The organism is Cupriavidus sp. 05N38 (assembly GCF_056397345.1).
The window spans coordinates 36002-54194 of the sequence record NZ_JBFTNF010000013.1 but is presented as its reverse complement, the minus strand read 5'-3'; the positions used below and the strand labels follow the sequence as shown (position 1 = coordinate 54194).

The following is an 18193-nucleotide window of genomic DNA, read 5'->3' as shown; positions in this document are numbered from 1 at the left end:
CATCTGTCAGCCATGATCCAGCCATGATCCAGCCATGAGCCGCAAACTGACCCAGCCCAATCCGTGGCAGCGCCTGCGCCAGTTCACCGCCGCGCGCATCGCGCTGGGCCGCGCCGGCAACAGCCAGACCACCGACACCGTGCTCGCCTTTGGCCTGGCTCATGCCCAGGCGCGCGACGCCGTGCACCTGCCGCTGGCGCGCGCCGACATCGAGCGCGCGCTGCACCAGGCCGGCTTGGCCAGCGTGCCCGCGCACAGCGCCGCCGCGGACCGCCAGCACTATCTGCGCCGGCCCGACCTCGGCCGCCAGCTCGACGACGAAAGCCGCGCACGGCTGGCGCAGGCGCGCCCCGCCGAGGTGCCCGACGTGGTCTTCGTGATCGCCGATGGCCTCTCCGCGCTGGCGGCCGGGCGCCACGGCGTGCCGCTGCTGCTGGCCGCGCGCGAGCGCCTGCCCGGCTGGCGCATCGGCCCCGTGGTGGTGGCCGAGCAGGCGCGCGTGGCGCTGGGCGACGAGGCCGGCCAGCTGCTCGGCGCGCGCCAGGTGGTGATGCTGATCGGCGAGCGGCCCGGGCTCAGCTCGCCGGACAGCCTCGGTATCTACCTGACCTACGACCCGCGCACGGGCCGCAGCGACGCCGAGCGCAACTGCATCTCCAACGTGCGGCCCGAAGGGCTGCCCTATGCGCAGGCGGCGGACAAGCTCGCCTTCCTGCTGCGCGGCGCGCTGGCGCTGGGGCGCAGCGGGGTGGACCTGAAGGACGACAGCGGCGCGGCGTTCGTGACGGGACCGGAATCGGCTGCCTTGCCGACATCCGAATGAAGCGGCGCACATGCCGCCGCAGCCGCGACGCACTCAACCCGGATCGAACACCCGCCCCGGACTAAGGATATGGTTCGGGTCCAGCGAGCGCTTGAGCAGGCGCATCAGCGCCAGCTCCTCGGGCGAGCGCGAGCAATGCAGGTAGGGCTTCTTGTGCAAGCCGATGCCGTGCTCGGCCGAGATGCTGCCCTGGAACGCCTGCACCACGCCGTATACCGCATCGGAGATCTCGTGTTCAGGGAAGTCCGCGTCGGTGGCGCCGGGCAAATGCACGCTGACGTGCAGGTTGCTGTCGCCTACATGGCCGAAGTTGACCAGCTCGGCATCGGGCCAGGTGGCCAGCACGCGCACGCGCAGCGCATCGGCGAAGGCGCCGATGCCGCCGATCGGCAGGCTGACGTCGAAGGCGGCGTTGGGCGCCCACATCACCGGGAATTCGGCCACCGCGTCGCGCAGTTGCCAGAAGCTCTGCGCTTCCTTGTGGCTGGATGCCACCGCCGCGTCCTGGATCAGGCCGGCTTCCATCGCGGATTCCAGCATGCCTTCGAAGGCGGGCGCGTCCTGCGCGGCGTCGTTGCCTTGCAGGTCGAGCAGCACGTAGAAGGGATGGCCCGCCGGCAGCGGCGCGCGCACGCCGGGCACGCGCGTGGTGACTAGGCCGTAGAAATCGGCCCACATCACTTCGAACGCGCTGAGGCGGCCCGAGAGCTTGCGCTGGGCATGGCGCAGCATGCGCACCACGTCGTCGTAGCCGGACAGCGCGCACAGCGCGGTCTGCGTGGCGGCCGGCAGCGGGGCCAGGCGCAGCACGGCGCGCGTGATCACGCCCAGCGTGCCTTCGCTGCCAATGAAGAGCTGGCGCACGTCGTAGCCGGCATTGTTCTTCTGCATCTTGTTGAGCGAAGACACCACGGTGCCGTCGGCCAGCACGGCTTCCAGCCCCAGTACCTGGTCGCGCATCATGCCGTAGCGGATCACGCGGTTGCCGCCCGCGTTGGTGGCGATATTGCCGCCGATCTGGCAGCTGCCGCGCGCCCCCAGGTCCACCGCCAGCAGCCAGCCGGCCGCGCGCGCGGCCTCCTGCGCCGCCTGCAGCGTGGTGCCGGCCATCACGGTCATGGTGCCGGCCTGGGTGTCGATCTCTTCCACGCCGCGCATGCGCTCGAGCGACAGCACGACTTCGCCGCCTGCCGGCGTGGCCGCGCCGGCCAGGCCGGTGAGGCCGCCCTGCGGCACCACGGGCTGGCGCATGCGGTTGCACAGCGCGAGCACGGCGGACACTTCGGCGCTGTTGCGCGGGCGGACCACGGCCAGCGGGGCGACCGCGCCGAGCGGTGCGTACCAGTCCTTGCGAAAGCGCGTCTCGATGGCGTCGCCGGTCTGCAGGCCCGCGGCGTCGAGCCGCGTGGCGAGTTCGGCCAGCAAGGAAGAGGCGTTGGGAGCGGTGCTTGCCATATGCGGTGCGTGCGGAGGAGGAAGGTGCCCATGCTAGGCGAAGGCGGCCCTGGCGTTAAGGGCCATTCGGCGCCGTGACGATGGCGCCATGGCGTGGTTCGCGGCCTACGCCGCCAGGAAGGCGGCGATCGTTTCGCGCAGGAAGGCTCGGTCCGCCGGGATATTGTGCGGGTTGCCGGCACGATGCCCGTAGTCGGACGGGATCGGGCGCAGCGCGGCCGTGCGCGCGCCGGTGAGCCGGGGCAATTCCGCCGCGTTGTCCTGCGCCTGGAAGTACGCATCGGTGCGGCCGGGCATGAGCAGCACGTCGGCGCGGATGGCGGCCAGCGAGCGGTCCAGGTCGCCGCCGAAGGCGTCGCAGCGGCTGATGTCGCCGTGCTGCCATGTCCACAGCTGGGCAAGCAGGTCGTTGGCGTCGCGGCGCGCGAAGTTGCTGTCCCAGGTGCCGGCGAGGAACGCCTCGAGCGATTCGAAGCCTGCCGCGCGCCACAGTTCGTCGCGGTAGAACGCGTGCGACAGGGCCCATCCCGCGTACACGCGGCCCATGGCGCGGTAGCCCGCGCGAGGCGGCGCGGCGAAGTGCCCGTCGCGGAAGGCGGGGTCGGCCGTAAGCGCGGCGCGCACGCCTTCGAGGAAGACCTGGTTGAACGGCGAGCAGCGCGCGCTGCCGCACACCACCGCGATGCGCCCGGCCATGTCGGCGTGGCAGGCGCCCCAGTGGTAGGCCTGCATGCCGCCCATCGACCAGCCGTACACCAGCGCGATGCGCTCGATGCCGAACACTTCCTGCAGCAGCCGTGCGCTGCACGGCCACGGCATCGTGATAAGTGACTGCGGGGAACGTGCCCGGCGCGAACTGCGGCGAGTTCGACGGCGACGACGACAAGCCGTTGCCGAACAGGTTGGGGATGATGACGAAGTAGCGATCGGTGTCGAGCACGCCGCCCGGCGCGGCCAGCCACTCGGTATCGTAGTGCTGCGCGCTGAACGAGGTCGGGTAGACGATCACGTTGTCCTTGCGGGCGTTGAGCGTGCCGTAGGTCTTGTAGGCCAGTCGCATGCCGGGAAAGTCCCGGCCCGATTGCAGCCGCACGGTGCCCGCGTCGAACAGGGCGTAGTCTTCCTTGGCGTTCATGCCGGCCTCTCCGGATATGGATTGCTATGGATTGCTATGGATTGCATTGCGCGGCATGGCCGCGCGGTCGGCGCAGGCAGCGCGCGCTTACGCGCCGCTCCACGCCTCGCGATTGATGGCCGCGGCCGGCGCGCGCCGTGGCGACCGGGTGCGCGCCAGGTGTTCCAGCGCGGGCTCGATCACTTCGGCGAGCTTGTGGAAGGCCGGTGCGATCTGGTCGTCCGGCACGCAGGCATAGCCCAGCAGCAGGCCCTGGCTGGTCGCTCGCGCGGGATCGGCGAAGTAGCGCGACAGCGGCCGCGTGGTCAGGCCCTGCGTGCGCGCCGCCATGCTGATGCCGAGATCGTCGGCGCCGGGCGGCAGGTGGACCACCAGGTGCAGGCCGGCCTCGTGCGTGGAGGTGGGCCAGTCCGCGCCGAGCCGCGCGGCGATCGCCTCGCGCAGCAGGCCCTGGCGCTGCGCGTAGCGCTGGCGCACGCGGCGGATGTGGGTGGCGTAGTGGCCTTCCTCGATGAAGTCGGCCAGCACCGCCTGCTGCATCAGCTGGCCCTCGCGGAACAGTTCCGACAGCCCGGTGGCGAAATGCGGCGCCAGCGGCTTGGGCAGCACCATGAAGCCCATGCGCAGCCCCGGGAACAGCGTCTTGGAGAACGTGCCCATGTAGATCACGCGGTCGTGCTCGTCCAGGCCCTGCAGCGAAGCCAGCGGCCGGCCCTCGAAACGGAACTCGCTGTCGTAGTCGTCCTCCACGATCCACGCGCCGCGCTGGCGCGCGTATTCGAGCAGCATGCGCCGGCGCGACAGGCTCATCACCATGCCTAGCGGATACTGGTGCGACGGCGTGGCGAAGATGAAGCGCGGCGGGTTCTGCAGCGTGGCCGCGTCCGGGGCGATGCCCTCGCTGTCCACCGGCACCGGGATGGTCTCGATGCCGGCGCTGGTGAGCAGGCTGCGCGTGCCCCAGTAGCCGGGATCCTCCATCCACGCCTTGTCGCCGGGATCGCCGAGCAGCCGCGCGATCAGGTCGATGGCCTGGTGGATCCCGGTGGTCAGGATGATCTGCTCGGGCTCGCAGCGCACCGAGCGCACCAGCCGCAGGTGCTCGGCCAGCACGCGGCGCAGCGGCATATAGCCACCGTTGTGCGCGTAGGTCAGCAGTTCCGGCTTCGGCGCGCGCCAGTGCTTGTTGAGCAGGCGTGCCCAGACCGCGTGCGGAAACAACGAGACATCGGGCACGCCCGCGACAAACGCGCCCCATTGCCGGTCCGATGCACCGGAATGCGACACCAGGTGCTGGCCGCGGCGCGACAAGGCGAAACGGTTCGGGTTTTGCTGCGGTGCGGGCACGGCGATGGTGCCATTTCGCGCCCTGCCGTTGTGCAATGCACTATGGTCGGGAAAACTCTGTGACACAAAGGTGCCACTTCCGCTCGATGCCGTGACATAGCCTTCGGCCAGCAGCTGTTCATAGGCGTACAGCACCGTGTTGCGAGAGACGCCGACTTCCTTCGACAGGAGCCGCGACGCCGGCAGCTTGCTGCCCGCAACCAGCGAGCCAGCAAGGATTTCCTGGCGAATGATCTCGTACAGCTGGCGGTTCATGTGCGTGCCGTTCTTGTCATCCGCACCATTTGCGGGCCGCTCCATACGCTGCAGCAGCAGCTCGGACAGAATCGTCTCTTTCAAAGTGGCCCCGGCTAAAAAGCGATATATGGACCTACCTATGGTACCAATGATCGGCTAACTTTCCACACATCTTGTTGGGTTCGTCGTTTTTCCAGCGACGTCTTGCCGATTCGGCTGATTCGATCCCCCTCCGGACGCGCCCCCTTGCGCACCCCGGACCAGTCAGTGGAGCCACCATGCAACGTACCGCCGGCAGTGCCGCGATGTCCGCCACGCCCGATCTTCCCGCGCTGACCACCGACGATATCGCTGCCGCCGTGCGCGCGCTCGAGCCGTACATGGTGCGCACGCTGTCGGACTTCGTGGCCGCGCCGAGCCCGTCGGGGCAGGAACAGCCGGCCGTGGCCTTCATGGAAGGCGCGCTGCGCGAACTCGGCCTGGGGTCCGAGCGCATCTACCTGCGCAGCGAAGCGCTCAAGGACCTGCCGCTGTTCTCTCCGCCATGTTGCCCGGACGGCGGCCGCTACAACCTGCTCGCCACGCACCGGCCGGTCGCGAAGGGCGGGCGCTCGGTGCTGTTCAACGGCCACCTCGACGTGGTGCCGACCGGCCCCGAATCGATGTGGCGCCAGTCGCCGTTCGCGCCGTTCGTCGAGGACGGCTGGCTGTTCGGCCGCGGCGCGGGCGACATGAAGGCCGGCATCATCTGCACGCTGGCCGCGTTCAAGGCGCTCAAGGACCTCGGCGTGCAGCCGGCCGGCGCGGTCGGCTTCAACTCCGTGCTGGAAGAGGAAAACACCGGCAACGGCGCGCTGGCCACGGTCGCGGCCCTGCGCAGCGCGGTGGGCGCGGGCAAGCTGGCCGCCTTCGACGCGGTGGTGATTCCCGAGCCGCTGGGCGAAAACCTGATGAGCGCGCAGATGGGCGTGTTCTGGATGTTCGTGGAGCTGACAGGCCACCCCGCGCATGCCGCCTACATGACCAGCGGCGTGAACCCGGTCGAGGCCGGCATCGAAGTGATGGCGGACCTGCGCAAGCTCGAGGCCGAGTGGAACCTGCCCGAAAACCGCCCGGCCGTGTACCGCGACCACGCGCACCCGATCAACTTCAACCTCGGCCAGATCCACGGCGGCGAATGGAATTCGTCGGTGCCCTGCACCTGCACGCTGGGCGTGCGCATCGGCTTCTACCCGAGCATGGACGTGGCCGACGCCAAGGCGCGCGTGGAAGCCTGCGTGCGCGGCACGCTGGCGCGCCTGGCCGGCAACCTGCAGCTCCATATCCGCTACGAAGGCTTTCATGCCCCGGGCTGCGAGTTCGACCTCGACGTGCCCAGCATGCAGGCGCTGGCCGAAGCGCACCGCAAGGTCAACGGCGAGGCGGTGCGGCGCGAGGCCACTACCGCCACCACGGACGCACGCCATTTCCGCCTGATGCTGGAGACGCCGGTGACCTGCTACGGCCCGCAGGCCCGAAATATCCACGGCATCGACGAGTCGGTTTCCATCGAGAGCATGGTGCGCGTGGCCACCACGCTCGCGCAGTTCATGCACGACTGGTGCGGCATCGAACCTGCCTGAGAGGTCGCTTCAAAGAGATCCTGGCGTCGTTGCGCGGCACGGCAGGTACCGCTTGTTCTGCTTGTACTGCCTGCGGCCGCGCCCCTTCGCTTCGCTTTGAAGCCACCGCCCTGCACCGTCGGGCAAAGATAAGTAGCCAATGAAAGTCGTAGTCACGGCAGTCGCAGCAACGCGTCCTTCGTACCTTCCGTATCCGCAGAGCACGATCACTACCACAGGAAACTGACCGATGAAATCCTTCACCCAACACCTGAAAAAGAGCTTTGGCAAAAGCCTGGTGTCGATGGCGCTGGCCAGCGCCGGCCTGGCGCTGGCGCCGGTCCTGCTGCCGGCGGGCAACGCCGTCGCGCAGACCGCGGGCGGCACCTTGTCCGGCATCGTCCAGCCCGAGCCGCCGATCCTGGTGAGCGCGCTGAACTCGCAGGCACCCACCCAGTACATCGCCGGCAAGATCTACCAGGGCCTGCTGACCTATGGCCCGGACCTCAAGCCGCGCGCCGAGCTGGCCAAGTCGTGGAAGATCTCGGCGGACGGCCTGACCTACACCTTCGAGCTGCAGCAGGGCGTGAAGTGGCATGACGGCAAGCCCTTCGGCTCGGCCGACGTGGTGTTCTCGATCGACAAGATGCTGCGCGAGGTGCATGTGCGCACGCGCGCGGTGCTCAACAAGTACGTGGACTCGATCCGCGCGGTGAACGACAGCACCGTGGAGATCAAGCTCAAGGAACCGTTCCCGCCGTTCATCTCCATGTTCGAGACCGGCACCATGCCGATGATGCCCAAGCACATCTACGACGGCACTGACTACCGCAGCAACCCGGCCAACCAGAAGCCGGTGGGCACCGGCCCCTTCATGTTCAAGGAATGGAAGAAGGGCGCCTACATCAAGCTGGCCAAGAACCCGAACTACTGGAAGAAAGGCAAGCCCTACCTGGACGAGCTGGTGTTCTACGTGATCCCCGATTCGGCTTCGCGCGCGGTGGCCTTCGAGAAGGGCGACGTGCAGGTGCTGCGTGGCGGCGACGTCGACAACGTGGACGTCAAGCGCCTGCGCGCGCTGCCCAACGTGGAATACACCACCAAGGGCTGGGAGATGTTCTCGCCGATGTCGAGCCTGCTGATGAACGAGCGCAAGCCGCCGTTCAACAACGTCAAGGTGCGCCAGGCGGTGATGCACGCGCTCAACCGCAAGATGATCGTGGACAACATCTTCTTCGGCATGGGCAAGCCGGCGGTGAGCCCGTTCGCCTCGGCCACGCTGTTCTTCGACAAGAACATGCCCGCCTACGACTTCAACCTGAAGAAGGCGCGCGACCTCATCAAGGAGTCGGGCGTCAACGTCGGCCAGTACCCGGTCAAGATCCTGTCGACCTCCTACGGCGCCAACTGGGACCGCCTCGACGAGTACATGAAGCAGATGCTCGAGCAGCTCGGCTTCAAGGTCAGCATCGAGTCGGCCGATGCCGGCACGTGGTCTGCGCGCGTCAGCAACTGGGACTTCGACCTGACCGCCACCTACACCTACCAGTACGGCGATCCGGCGCTGGGCGTGGAACGGCTCTACGTGACCAGGAACATCGTCAAGGGCACGCCGTTCGCCAACGTGCAGGGCTATAGCAACGCGCAGGCCGACACGCTGTGGGCCCAGGCCGGCGTGGCGCTGGACGCGGGCGAGCGCCAGAAGCTGTACAGCGAAGTGCAGAAGATCCTGGTGACCGAGGTGGCCGCCGGCAACCTGTTCGAGCTGGAGTTCCCCACGCTGTACCGCAAGAACGTCAGGAACCTCGTGACCACCGCGATCGGGCTGAACGAGTCGTTCGACAACGTTTCCATCGAGAAGAACTGAGTCGTCGAGTCGTATGGCGGGGCGGTCCCGGGTTCTGCGCGAATCCGGGCTCGCCCCCCGGTCATGCCCGCGCTGGCGGGGTGACGCCGCAATGTGGGCGCGATGGCGCCCGGGCCCAGTCCTTGCCCGCGTGGAGCATGCCGTGAATTTTCTCTCTTTCCTGTTGTCCCGCCTGTGGAAGGCCCTGGTGGTCGTCCTTGGCGTGGTCATCATCAACTTCTTCCTGATCCGCATGGCGCCCGGCGACCCGGCCACCGTCATGGCGGGCGAGGCCGGGGCCGGCGACGCCGCCTTCGTCAACCAGCTGCGCGAGCAGTTCGGGCTGGACCAGCCGGTGCTGACCCAGCTCGGCATCTATCTCAAGGGCGTGGCCAGGCTCGACCTGGGCTACTCCTACCGCAACCACCTGCCGGTGCTGGACCTGATCCTGGACCGCCTGCCCGCTACCTTCGTGCTGATGAGCGGCGCGTTCCTGTTCTCGCTCGTGCTTGGCGTGCTGCTGGGCGTGATCTCGGCGCGCACGCGCTACGAGAACAAGCGCCGCTGGATCGACAGCGCGGTGATGTCCGGTGCGCTGCTCCTGTACGCCACGCCGCTGTTCTGGCTGTCGCTGATGGCAATCATCCTGTTCTCGGTGGTGCTGGGGTGGCTGCCCGCCTTCGGCATGGAAACCATCGGCGCGGGCTACACGGGCCTGGCGCGCGTGCAGGACGTGGCGCTGCACATGATCCTGCCCACCATCTCGCTGGGCTGCTTCTTCATGGCGGTGTATGTGCGCCTCACGCGTGCTTCGATGCTGGAAGTGATGGGCATGGACTTCGTCAAGACCGCGCGCGCCAAGGGCGTGCCGGCCGGGCGCGTGATCCGCGTGCACGTGCTGCGCAACGCGCTGCTGCCGGTGATCACCTTCGCCGGCATCCAGCTTGGCCAGATGGCCGGCGGCGCGGTGCTGACCGAGACCGTGTTCTCGTGGCCCGGCATCGGCCGCCTGATGTTCGACGCGCTGCTGCAGCGGGACTACCAGTTGCTGCTGGGCATTTTCTTCGTCACCTCGGCGCTGGTGGTGTTCTTCAACCTGGTGACGGACATCGTCTACCGCTTCATCGACCCCCGCATCGCGGTGGGCGGCAAGGGAGCCACGGCATGAAAGCCTTCGCACGACGTTATGCGCGCAACTACGGCGCGGTGATCGGCCTGCTGGTGCTGCTGGCCGTGGTGGCGGTGGCGCTGCTGGCGCCGGTGCTGTACGAGGAATCGCCCTGGCTGATGGTGGGCGAGCCGCTGGTGCGCCCGTTCGCTGACGCGGCCTATCCCTTCGGCACCGACATGCTCGGCCGCGACATCACCGCCGGCATGCTGTACGGCGCGCGCGTGTCGCTGCTGGTGGGCGTGATCTCCACCGGCGTGGCGCTGGGGTTCGGCATCCTGATCGGCTCGGTGGCCGGCTATTGCGGCGGCCGCATCGACGACGCGCTGATGCGTTTCACCGAGTTCTTCCAGACCATCCCGCAACTGGCCATGGCGGTGGTGATCGTGGCGATCTTCAATCCCACCATCTACTCCATCGTGGCGGCCATCTCGGTGGTGTCGTGGCCGCCGGTGGCGCGCCTGGTGCGCGGCGAGTTCCTCACGCTGAAGCAGCGCGAGTTCGTGCAGGCGGCGGTGGTGATCGGGCAGAAGCCGCTGCGCATCATCGTCACCCAGATCCTGCCCAACGCCATGTCGCCCATCATCGTGTCCGCCTCTTTCATGGTGGCCACGGCGATCCTGACCGAGTCGGCGCTGTCCTTCCTGGGCCTGGGCGACCGCAACATGATGAGCTGGGGCTTCATGATCGGCGCGGCCCGCACCATGATCCGCGAAGCCTGGTGGATGAGCGTGTGGCCGGGCGTGGCGATCCTGCTCACGGTGCTGTCCATCAACCTGATTGGCGAAGGGCTGAACGACGCCATGAATCCCCAACTCCGCCGCCGCGGCGAGTAAGTCAAAGGATGCCGTTCATGCAAGCACCAGACCAGAAATCCCCGCAGAACACCGCGCCGCTGCTGTCCGTGCGCGACCTCACCATCGCGCTGCCCGCCGGCGGCGACCGCGCGCACGCGGTCAAGGACGTGAGCTACGACCTGCACGCCGGCGAGATCCTGTGCATCGTCGGCGAGTCCGGTTCGGGCAAGTCGATGAGCGCCAACGCCATCATGGGCCTGCTGCCGCCCTACCTGAAGCCGCAGGGCGGGCAGATCCTGTTCCGGGGCCGCGACCTGCTGGCGCTGGATGAAGACACCCTGCTGTCGATGCGCGGCAAGGACATGGCCATGGTGTTCCAGGAGCCGCTGTCGGCGCTCAACCCTGTGATGACGGTGGGCGAGCAGATCGCCGAGGTGATGCGCGTGCACGGCGCCTATCCCGGCGAGGCGCGCAACCGCCGCGTGCTGGAACTGCTGGAGTTCRTCGGCCTGCCCGACCCCGCCACGCTGACGCACAGCTATCCCTTCCGCCTGTCGGGCGGGCAGCGCCAGCGCGTGGTGATCGCCATGGCGCTCGCGCTCGAACCCGCGCTGCTGATCGCCGACGAGCCGACCACCGCGCTGGACGTCACCACGCAGGCGCAGATCCTGGCGCTGATCAAGCGCATCCAGGCCGAGAAGGGCATGGGCGTGATGTTCGTCACGCACGACTTCGGCGTGGTGGCGGAGATCGCCGACCGCGTGGCGGTGATGGAAAAAGGCGTGCTGGTGGAGATGGGCCCGGCGCAGCAGGTGCTCAACCACCCGCAGCATCCTTACACGCGCCGCCTGATCAGCGCGGTGCCGCACGGGCGCGCCAAGGAGCGTCGGGCGGACGCGGCCGAGACCGTGCTGGAAGTGCGCGACCTGCGCAAGACCTATGTCTCCGGCGGCGGGCTATTCAGCAAGAAGCGCGTGGTCAACGCCGTGGACGGTGTGAGCTTCAGCGTGCGCCGCGGGCAGACGCTCGGGATCGTCGGCGAGTCCGGCTCGGGCAAGTCCACCATCGGCAAATGCCTGCTCAAGCTGACCGGCATCGACGGGGGCGAGCTGCTGTTCGACGGGCAGGACATCGCGCGACTGTCGGAGCGGCAGTTCCGCCCGCTGCGCAGCGACGTGCAGATGATCTTCCAGGACCCCTTCGCCTCGCTCAACCCGCGCCACACGGTGGGCCGCATCATCACCGACGGCCCGGTCGCCAACGGCGTGCCGCTGGCAAAGGCACAGGCGCGCGCGCGCGAACTGCTGCAGCTGGTGGGGCTGGAGCCGTCCGCGTTCGACCGCTACCCCAACCAGTTCTCCGGCGGGCAGCGCCAGCGCATCGGCATCGCGCGCGCGCTCGCGCTGGAGCCCAAGCTGCTGGTGGCCGACGAATCGGTCTCCGCGCTCGACGTCTCGGTGCAGGCGCAGGTGCTGCAATTGCTGGCCGACCTGCAGAAGCGGCTGAACATCGGGCTGATCTTCATCACCCACGACCTGCGCGTGGCCGCGCAGATCTGCCACCACGTGATGGTGATGCACAAGGGGCGGGTGGTGGAGTCCGGCCCGCCCGACCAGATTTTCGACGCGCCGCGCCACGAATACACGCAGCGCCTGATTGCCGCGGTCCCCGGCAAGGAATGGGACCCGACCCTGATCCGCGCCGCCGCCTGAGCGCGCGCCATCCAGACAGCAGCACAACCCATACCAAGATGGAGCAACAACAGATGAAGAACGCCGAACTGGTCCGCCGCAAGGACGCCGCCACCCCGCGTGGCGTGGGCGTGATGTGCAATTTCTACGCCGAGCGCGCCGAGAACTCGGAGATCTGGGATGTGGAGGGCAAGCGCTATATCGACTTCGCCGCCGGCATCGCCGTGCTCAACACGGGCCACCGCCATCCGCGCCTGGTCGATGCCGTGCGGCGCCAGCTCGATCGCTTTACGCACACGGCCTACCAGATCGTGCCGTATGCCAGCTACATCGAGCTGGCCGAGAAGATCAACGCGCGCGCGCCCGGCCGCTCGGCCAAGAAGACCGCTTTCTTCACCACCGGCGCGGAAGCCGTGGAGAACGCCATCAAGATCGCCCGCGCCGCCACCGGCCGGCCCGGCGTGATCGCCTTCTCGGGCGGCTTCCACGGCCGCACCATGATGGGCATGGCGCTGACCGGCAAGGTGGTGCCGTACAAGGTGGGATTCGGCCCGTTCCCGGGCGAGGTTTTCCACGCGCCGTATCCATGCGCCCTGCATGGCGTGTCGGTGGAAGATTCGCTCAAGGCGCTGCAGCACCTGTTCAAGGCCGACGTCGATCCCAAGCGCGTGGCCGCCATCATCTTCGAGCCGGTGCAGGGCGAGGGTGGTTTCAACGTGGCGCCGCCGGCCTTCGTCAAGGCGCTGCGCGCGGTCTGCGACGAGCACGGCATCCTGCTGGTCGCCGACGAGGTGCAGACCGGCTTCGGCCGCACCGGCCGCCTGTTCGCCATGGAGCACTATGAGGCGGCGCCGGACCTCACCACCATGGCCAAGAGCCTGGCCGGCGGCATGCCGCTGTCGGCCGTGTGCGGCCGCGCCGAGGTGATGGACGCGCCCGCGCCCGGCGGGCTGGGCGGCACCTATGCCGGCAACCCGCTGGCGGTGGCCTCCGCGCTGGCCGTGCTGGACGTGCTCGAAGGCGAGCAACTGATCCCGCGCGGCGCCGCGCTCGGCCAGCGCCTGGTCGAGCGGCTGGAAGGCCTGAAGCCGCGCGTGCCGCAGATCGCGGAAGTGCGCGGCCTGGGCGCGATGGTGGCCGTGGAATTCCGCAAGGCCGACGGCAGCCCCGACGCCGAGTTCACGCGCGAAGTGCAGAACCGCGCGCTGGAGCAGGGCCTGCTGCTGCTGTCGTGCGGCGTGTACGGCAACGTGATCCGCTTCCTGTTCCCGCTCACGATCCAGGACGCGGTGATGGACGAAGGGCTGGACATCCTGGCCGACGTGCTCACGCGCTGAGCATCGCACGCGGGCCAACACCAACCAAGACAGAGAGACAAGACATCATGCAACTCAAGGACTCCAGCCTGCTGCGCTCGCAGGCCTTCATCGGCGGACAGTGGCAGGACGCCGACAACGGCGCCACCTTCGCCGTCACCAATCCCGCCGACGGCTCGCTGATCGCTACCGTGCCGCTGATGGGCGCGGCGGAGACGCGCCGCGCCATCGAGGCCGCGCGCGTGGCGCAGGGCGCGTGGCGCCGCAAGACCGCACGCGAGCGCGCCCAGGTGCTGCGCGCCTGGTACGACCTGATGCTGGCCAACGCCGACGACCTCGCCGTGCTGATGACCAGCGAGCAGGGCAAGCCGCTGGCCGAGGCGCGCGGCGAGGCGGTCTATGCCGCGTCCTTCCTGGAATGGTTCGCCGAGGAAGCCAAGCGCGTGAATGGCGACGTGCTGGCTACGCCCGCGGCCGACAAGCGCCTGCTGGTGGTCAAGGAGCCGGTGGGCGTGTGCGCGGCCATCACGCCGTGGAATTTCCCGCTCGCCATGATCACGCGCAAGGCCGGCCCGGCGCTGGCCGCCGGCTGCGCCATGGTGCTCAAGCCCGCCGAGGATACGCCGCTGTCCGCGCTGGCGCTTGCGCTGCTGGCGGAGCGCGCCGGCCTGCCTGCCGGCCTGCTGAGCGTGGTGACCGGCGACGCCGCCAGCTCGATCGAGATCGGCGGCGAGCTGACCGGCAGCGCCGTGGTGCGCAAGCTCAGCTTCACCGGCTCCACCGAAGTGGGCCGCATCCTGATGCGCCAGTCCGCGCCCACCATCAAGAAGCTCTCGCTGGAGCTGGGCGGCAATGCGCCGTTCATCGTCTTTGACGATGCGGATCTCGATGCCGCCGTGGAAGGCGCCATGGCTTCCAAGTACCGCAATGCCGGCCAGACCTGCGTCTGCGCCAACCGCCTCTACGTGCACGACAAGGTGTATGACGCCTTCGCACAGAAGCTGGTGGCCGCGGTGGCAAAGCTCAAGGTAGGCCACGGCCTCGAGCCCGGCGTGCTGCAGGGCCCGCTGATCAATGAGGACGCGGTGGCCAAGGTGGAGCAGCACATCGCCGATGCCGTGGGCAAGGGCGCGCGGGTGCTCGCCGGCGGCAAGCGCCACGGCCTGGGCGGCACCTTCTTCGAACCCACGGTGCTGGCCGGCGTGACGCCGGACATGCTGGTGGCGAAGGAAGAAACCTTCGGTCCGCTCGCGCCGCTGTTCCGCTTCTCCAGCGACCAGGAAGTGATCGACATGGCCAACGACACCGAGTTCGGCCTGGCCTCGTACTTCTTCAGCCGCGATATCGGCCGCGTGTGGCGCGTGGCCGAGGCGCTGGAGTACGGCATGGTGGGCATCAATACCGGGCTGATCTCCAACGAGGTGGCACCGTTCGGCGGCGTCAAGCAGTCCGGCCTGGGCCGCGAGGGCTCCAGCTACGGCATCGAGGAATACCTGGAAACCAAGTACCTGTGCATGGGCGGCGTGGACCGCTGAGCCCGGGCACCGCACCCGCACACCCCTTTGAGCCGAGGCCGCCATGAGCAGACCCCAAGCCGTACCCACCGTGCAGGTCGACAACGACCGCGTGGCCGTCACCGAGTGGCGCTTCGCGCCGGGCGCCGAGACCGGGCATCACCGCCATGGCCATGACTACGTGGTGGTGCCGATGACCACCGGCGCGCTGCGGCTGGAAACGCCGGCCGGCGAGGTGGTCAGCCAGCTGGTGGCGGGCCGGGCCTACTACCGCGCGGCGGGTGTGGAGCACAACGTCATCAACGCGCACGACGGCGAATGCGTGTTCGTGGAAATCGAGATCAAGCGATGAATGCACCCCTGTCCCAGGCATCGTCCGCCGCGCCGCGCGAGCGCAACGGCGGCCAGATCCTGATCGAGCAACTGCGCCTCCAGGGCGTCAGGCGCGTGTTCCTGGTGCCGGGCGAAAGCTATCTGCCTTGCATCGATGCGCTGTACGACCACCAGGACGCGATCCAGCCCATCGTGTGCCGGCAGGAAAGCGGCGCGGGCTACATGGCGGAGGCCTACGGCAAGCTCACCGGCGAGCCCGGCGTGTGCTTCGTCACGCGCGGGCCCGGCGCCACCAATGCCAGCATTGCCGTGCATACGGCGTTCCAGGACTCGACGCCGATGATCCTGTTCGTCGGGCAGGTCGGCAACGATTTCAGCGAGCGCGAGGCCTTCCAGGAGATCGATTACCGCCGCATGTTCGGCCAGATGGCCAAGTGGGTGGCGCAGATCGACCGCACCGAGCGCATCCCCGAGTTCATCGCGCGCGCCTTCGCCGTGGCCACCAGCGGCCGGCCCGGCCCGGTGGTGCTGGCGCTGCCCGAAGATACGCTGTGGGGCAAGGCCGCGGTGGCCGACATGCCGCGCTACCAGCGCGCGCACGGCGCGCCCACGCCGCAGGCGCTGGCCGAATTGTCCGGCCTGCTGGCGCGCGCCGAGCGCCCGTTCATGCTGGTGGGCGGCTCGGGCTGGAGCGCGCAGGCGCAGCGCCGGCTCGAGGCATTCGCCGAGCGCTTCGCGTTGCCGGTGGGCGTGGCGTGGCGCCGGCTGGAGTGCTTCGACAACCATCATCCGAACTACGCCGGCCATGTGGGCTGGGGCATGGGCGCGGCGCTGCAGCAGCGCATCCGCGAGGCCGACCTGCTGATCGCGGTGGGCACCCGCATGGGCGAGGCCACCACGGAGGGTTACACGCTGGTGGAAAGCCCGCTGCCGCGCCAGCGGCTGGTGCATGTGTACCCGGATGCCGGCGAGCTGGGCCGCGTGTTCCACCCGGCGCTGCCGGTCGTGTCGGACGTCAATGCCTTCGCGGCGGCGCTCGATGGCTTGTCGCCCGCGCGCGCGCCGGCCTGGGCCGCGCGCACGCGCACGGCGCGCCACGAATACCTGGCCGCGCAGGAGCCCAGGCAGGCGCCGGGCAGCCTCAACCTGAACCGTGCCGCGTGCCATGTGCGCGACGTGCTGCCGCAGGACGCCTGCATCACCGTGGGCGCCGGCAACTACGCCGTGTTCCCGCATACCTACTACCGCTTCAAGGGCGTGGGCACCAGCCTGGCGCCCACGGTGGGCTCGATGGGCTACGGCCTGCCGGCCGCGATTTCGGCCAAGCTGGAGAACCCGGAACGCACCGTGGTCTGCTATGCCGGCGACGGCTGCTTCCAGATGAACCTGCAGGAACTCGGCGTGGCCATGCAGTACCGGCTCGGCATCGTGATCCTGGTGTTCAACAACGGCATCTGGGGCACCATCCGCGCCCATCAGGAGCGCGAATTCCCGGGCCGCACGATTGCGCTCGGCTTCGACAACCCCGAGTTCACCGAGCTGATCCGCGCTTACCGCGGCTATGGCGAGGTGGTGGACAGCGACGAGGCCTTCGGCCCGGCGTTCGCGCGTGCGCGGGCCTTCGCCGACAAGGAGCGGCTGCCGGCACTGCTCGAGCTGCGCTATGACGCCGATGGCATTGCGCCCGGCGTGACGCTGACGGAGATCCGCGAAGCGGCGTTCGCCCTGCAGCGGGCGCAGGCATAGGCGCATTGCCATTGCTTTGCCCCTCTCTCGCTGGCGTGGGCGAGGGGAGAAAACCTTCGGTCGACCACCACCCTGACGAAGACCAACAAGTCTCACCACAAAACAATCATGCGCGCCTTCTTCTCGGATGACCAACTGCTGCACCAGCCCCGCCAGTTCATGCGCGCGGGCCGCCTGTGCGAGCCGACCGACGTGCCTGCGCGGGCGCATGCGCTGCAACGCGCGCTGGCCGGGCGCGGCATCGAACTGGCCGAGCCGGCCGACTTCGGCCGCGCGCCGCTCGAGGCTGTGCACAGCCCGGCTTATCTCGATTTCCTCGGCTACGCCCACGAGCGCTGGATGGCGCTGGCGCGGCCCGGCTTCGAGCCCGGCATCGAGGTGCTGCCGAATCTCTCGCCCTACTACAACGGCCGCGTCGAGCAGCCGCGCCGCGTGCCTTGCCCGACCGATTCCATCATCGCGCAGGCCGGTTACTACCTCGGTGACCTGAGCGCGCCGCTCGGGCCACAGAGCTGGCGCGCCATCCTGCGCTCGGCGCACAGCGCGGTGGCCGCCGCGCAGTATGTGTGCGAGCAGCAGGACCGCCAGGGCATCGCCTATTCGCTGTCGCGCCCGTCCGGCCACCACGCGCACAGCGACCGCGCGGCGGGCTTCTGCTACGTCAACAACTCGGCCATCGCGGCGCAGACGTTGCTCAAGCGCTTCGGCAAGGTGGCGGTGCTGGACGTGGACGCCCACCACGGTGACGGCACCCAGCAGATCTTCTACCAGCGCTCCGACGTGATGACGATCTCGCTGCACGCCGATCCGAGCGGCTACTACCCCTTCTATACCGGCTACGCCAACGAGCGCGGCTACGGCGCCGGCTATGGCTACAACCTGAACTTCCCGCTGGCGCACGGCACCGAGGACGACGGCTTCCTGGCCGCGCTGGACAATGCGCTCGACGCACTGCGCGACTACCGCCCGCAGGCGCTGGTGCTGGCGCTGGGCTTCGATACCTATATTCACGACCCCATCAGCGTGCTGCGCGTGGGCTTGGACGCCTACCGCGGCATCGGCGAGCGCATCAACGCGCTGGGCGTGCCCACCGTGGTGGTGCAGGAAGGCGGCTACGAGGTGGAAGCGATCGGCCCGGCGCTGGATGCGTTTCTGTGCGGCCTCGTCCCCGCGATGGCCTGAGA

General features: G+C 68.8%; 14 protein-coding genes. 11 read left to right on the top strand and 3 right to left on the bottom strand.

All coding sequences use genetic code 11. The features are described from left to right. Positions 1 to 34 precede the first annotated feature (34 nt). The gene (gene eutC, locus AC1DK4_RS12655) at positions 35 to 823 is read left to right on the top strand and encodes an ethanolamine ammonia-lyase subunit EutC (RefSeq protein WP_477131562.1); all 789 of its coding nucleotides are present in this window, start codon (positions 35 to 37) and stop codon (positions 821 to 823) included. Positions 824 to 856: 33 nt separating this feature from the next. On the opposite strand, the gene AC1DK4_RS12650 is transcribed toward eutC, so the two are convergent. From AC1DK4_RS12650 to pdxR, 3 genes are all read right to left on the bottom strand, one after another. After that, positions 857 to 2278, bottom strand: coding sequence for an FAD-binding oxidoreductase (locus AC1DK4_RS12650; protein WP_441650080.1), 1422 nt, complete (start codon positions 2276 to 2278; stop codon positions 857 to 859). A gap of 105 nt (positions 2279 to 2383) precedes the next feature. Next, the gene (locus AC1DK4_RS12645; protein WP_441650081.1) at positions 2384 to 3097 is read right to left on the bottom strand and encodes an alpha/beta hydrolase family protein; all 714 of its coding nucleotides are present in this window, start codon (positions 3095 to 3097) and stop codon (positions 2384 to 2386) included. Positions 3098 to 3500: 403 nt separating this feature from the next. Then, complete coding sequence (gene pdxR, locus AC1DK4_RS12640; protein ID WP_441650082.1) at positions 3501 to 5099, bottom strand: MocR-like pyridoxine biosynthesis transcription factor PdxR; 1599 nt, start codon at positions 5097 to 5099, stop codon at positions 3501 to 3503. 176 nt (positions 5100 to 5275) lie between these two features. Here pdxR and AC1DK4_RS12635 point away from each other — a divergent pair, with 176 nt between their 5' ends. From AC1DK4_RS12635 to AC1DK4_RS12590, 10 genes are all read left to right on the top strand, one after another. Further along, positions 5276 to 6619, top strand: a complete 1344-nt coding sequence (locus AC1DK4_RS12635; protein WP_441650083.1) for an ArgE/DapE family deacylase — start codon at positions 5276 to 5278, stop codon at positions 6617 to 6619. Positions 6620 to 6848: 229 nt separating this feature from the next. After that, positions 6849 to 8465 (top strand): ABC transporter substrate-binding protein, encoded by a 1617-nt coding sequence (locus tag AC1DK4_RS12630; RefSeq protein ID WP_441650084.1) that lies wholly within the window; start codon positions 6849 to 6851, stop codon positions 8463 to 8465. A 142-nt stretch (positions 8466 to 8607) separates the two neighbouring features. Continuing rightward, positions 8608 to 9612 (top strand): ABC transporter permease, encoded by a 1005-nt coding sequence (locus tag AC1DK4_RS12625; protein WP_441617238.1) that lies wholly within the window; start codon positions 8608 to 8610, stop codon positions 9610 to 9612. Continuing rightward, entirely contained in the window at positions 9609 to 10448 is an 840-nt protein-coding gene (locus AC1DK4_RS12620) for an ABC transporter permease (RefSeq protein ID WP_441650085.1), read from the top strand. The genes AC1DK4_RS12625 and AC1DK4_RS12620 overlap by 4 nt, the downstream gene beginning before the upstream one ends. Positions 10449 to 10456: 8 nt before the next feature. Then, positions 10457 to 12121 carry an ABC transporter ATP-binding protein gene (locus AC1DK4_RS12615; protein ID WP_477131561.1) on the top strand — a complete coding sequence of 555 codons (1665 nt, stop codon included), beginning with the start codon at positions 10457 to 10459 and terminating at the stop codon, positions 12119 to 12121. Between the two features lie 53 nt (positions 12122 to 12174). Continuing rightward, on the top strand, positions 12175 to 13437 hold the full coding sequence (locus AC1DK4_RS12610) for a 4-aminobutyrate--2-oxoglutarate transaminase (protein WP_441617244.1): 1263 nt from the start codon (positions 12175 to 12177) through the stop codon (positions 13435 to 13437). A 47-nt stretch (positions 13438 to 13484) separates the two neighbouring features. Beyond that, positions 13485 to 14951, top strand: a complete 1467-nt coding sequence (locus AC1DK4_RS12605) for an NAD-dependent succinate-semialdehyde dehydrogenase (protein WP_441650087.1) — start codon at positions 13485 to 13487, stop codon at positions 14949 to 14951. Positions 14952 to 14994: 43 nt separating this feature from the next. After that, on the top strand, positions 14995 to 15282 hold the full coding sequence (locus AC1DK4_RS12600; protein WP_441617248.1) for a cupin domain-containing protein: 288 nt from the start codon (positions 14995 to 14997) through the stop codon (positions 15280 to 15282). Next, a complete protein-coding gene (locus AC1DK4_RS12595) occupies positions 15279 to 17009 on the top strand; it encodes a thiamine pyrophosphate-binding protein (RefSeq protein WP_441650088.1) in 1731 nt (576 codons plus the stop codon). The genes AC1DK4_RS12600 and AC1DK4_RS12595 overlap by 4 nt, the downstream gene beginning before the upstream one ends. Positions 17010 to 17117: 108 nt before the next feature. Then, positions 17118 to 18191, top strand: a complete 1074-nt coding sequence (locus tag AC1DK4_RS12590) for a histone deacetylase family protein (protein ID WP_441650089.1) — start codon at positions 17118 to 17120, stop codon at positions 18189 to 18191. The last annotated feature ends 2 nt before the right edge of the window (positions 18192 to 18193 follow it).

Bases quoted from the DNA above. Each gene is read 5' to 3' on its own strand.
- eutC (WP_477131562.1), top strand. From the start codon at position 35: ATGAGCCGCAAACTGACCCAGCCCAATCCGTGGCAGCGCCTGCGCCAG.
- AC1DK4_RS12650 (WP_441650080.1), bottom strand. From the start codon at position 2,278: ATGGCAAGCACCGCTCCCAACGCCTCTTCCTTGCTGGCCGAACTCGCC.
- AC1DK4_RS12645 (WP_441650081.1), bottom strand. From the start codon at position 3,097: ATGCCGTGGCCGTGCAGCGCACGGCTGCTGCAGGAAGTGTTCGGCATC.
- AC1DK4_RS12635 (WP_441650083.1), top strand. From the start codon at position 5,276: ATGCAACGTACCGCCGGCAGTGCCGCGATGTCCGCCACGCCCGATCTT.
- AC1DK4_RS12630 (WP_441650084.1), top strand. From the start codon at position 6,849: ATGAAATCCTTCACCCAACACCTGAAAAAGAGCTTTGGCAAAAGCCTG.
- AC1DK4_RS12620 (WP_441650085.1), top strand. From the start codon at position 9,609: ATGAAAGCCTTCGCACGACGTTATGCGCGCAACTACGGCGCGGTGATC.
- AC1DK4_RS12610 (WP_441617244.1), top strand. From the start codon at position 12,175: ATGAAGAACGCCGAACTGGTCCGCCGCAAGGACGCCGCCACCCCGCGT.
- AC1DK4_RS12605 (WP_441650087.1), top strand. From the start codon at position 13,485: ATGCAACTCAAGGACTCCAGCCTGCTGCGCTCGCAGGCCTTCATCGGC.
- AC1DK4_RS12600 (WP_441617248.1), top strand. From the start codon at position 14,995: ATGAGCAGACCCCAAGCCGTACCCACCGTGCAGGTCGACAACGACCGC.
- AC1DK4_RS12595 (WP_441650088.1), top strand. From the start codon at position 15,279: ATGAATGCACCCCTGTCCCAGGCATCGTCCGCCGCGCCGCGCGAGCGC.
- AC1DK4_RS12590 (WP_441650089.1), top strand. From the start codon at position 17,118: ATGCGCGCCTTCTTCTCGGATGACCAACTGCTGCACCAGCCCCGCCAG.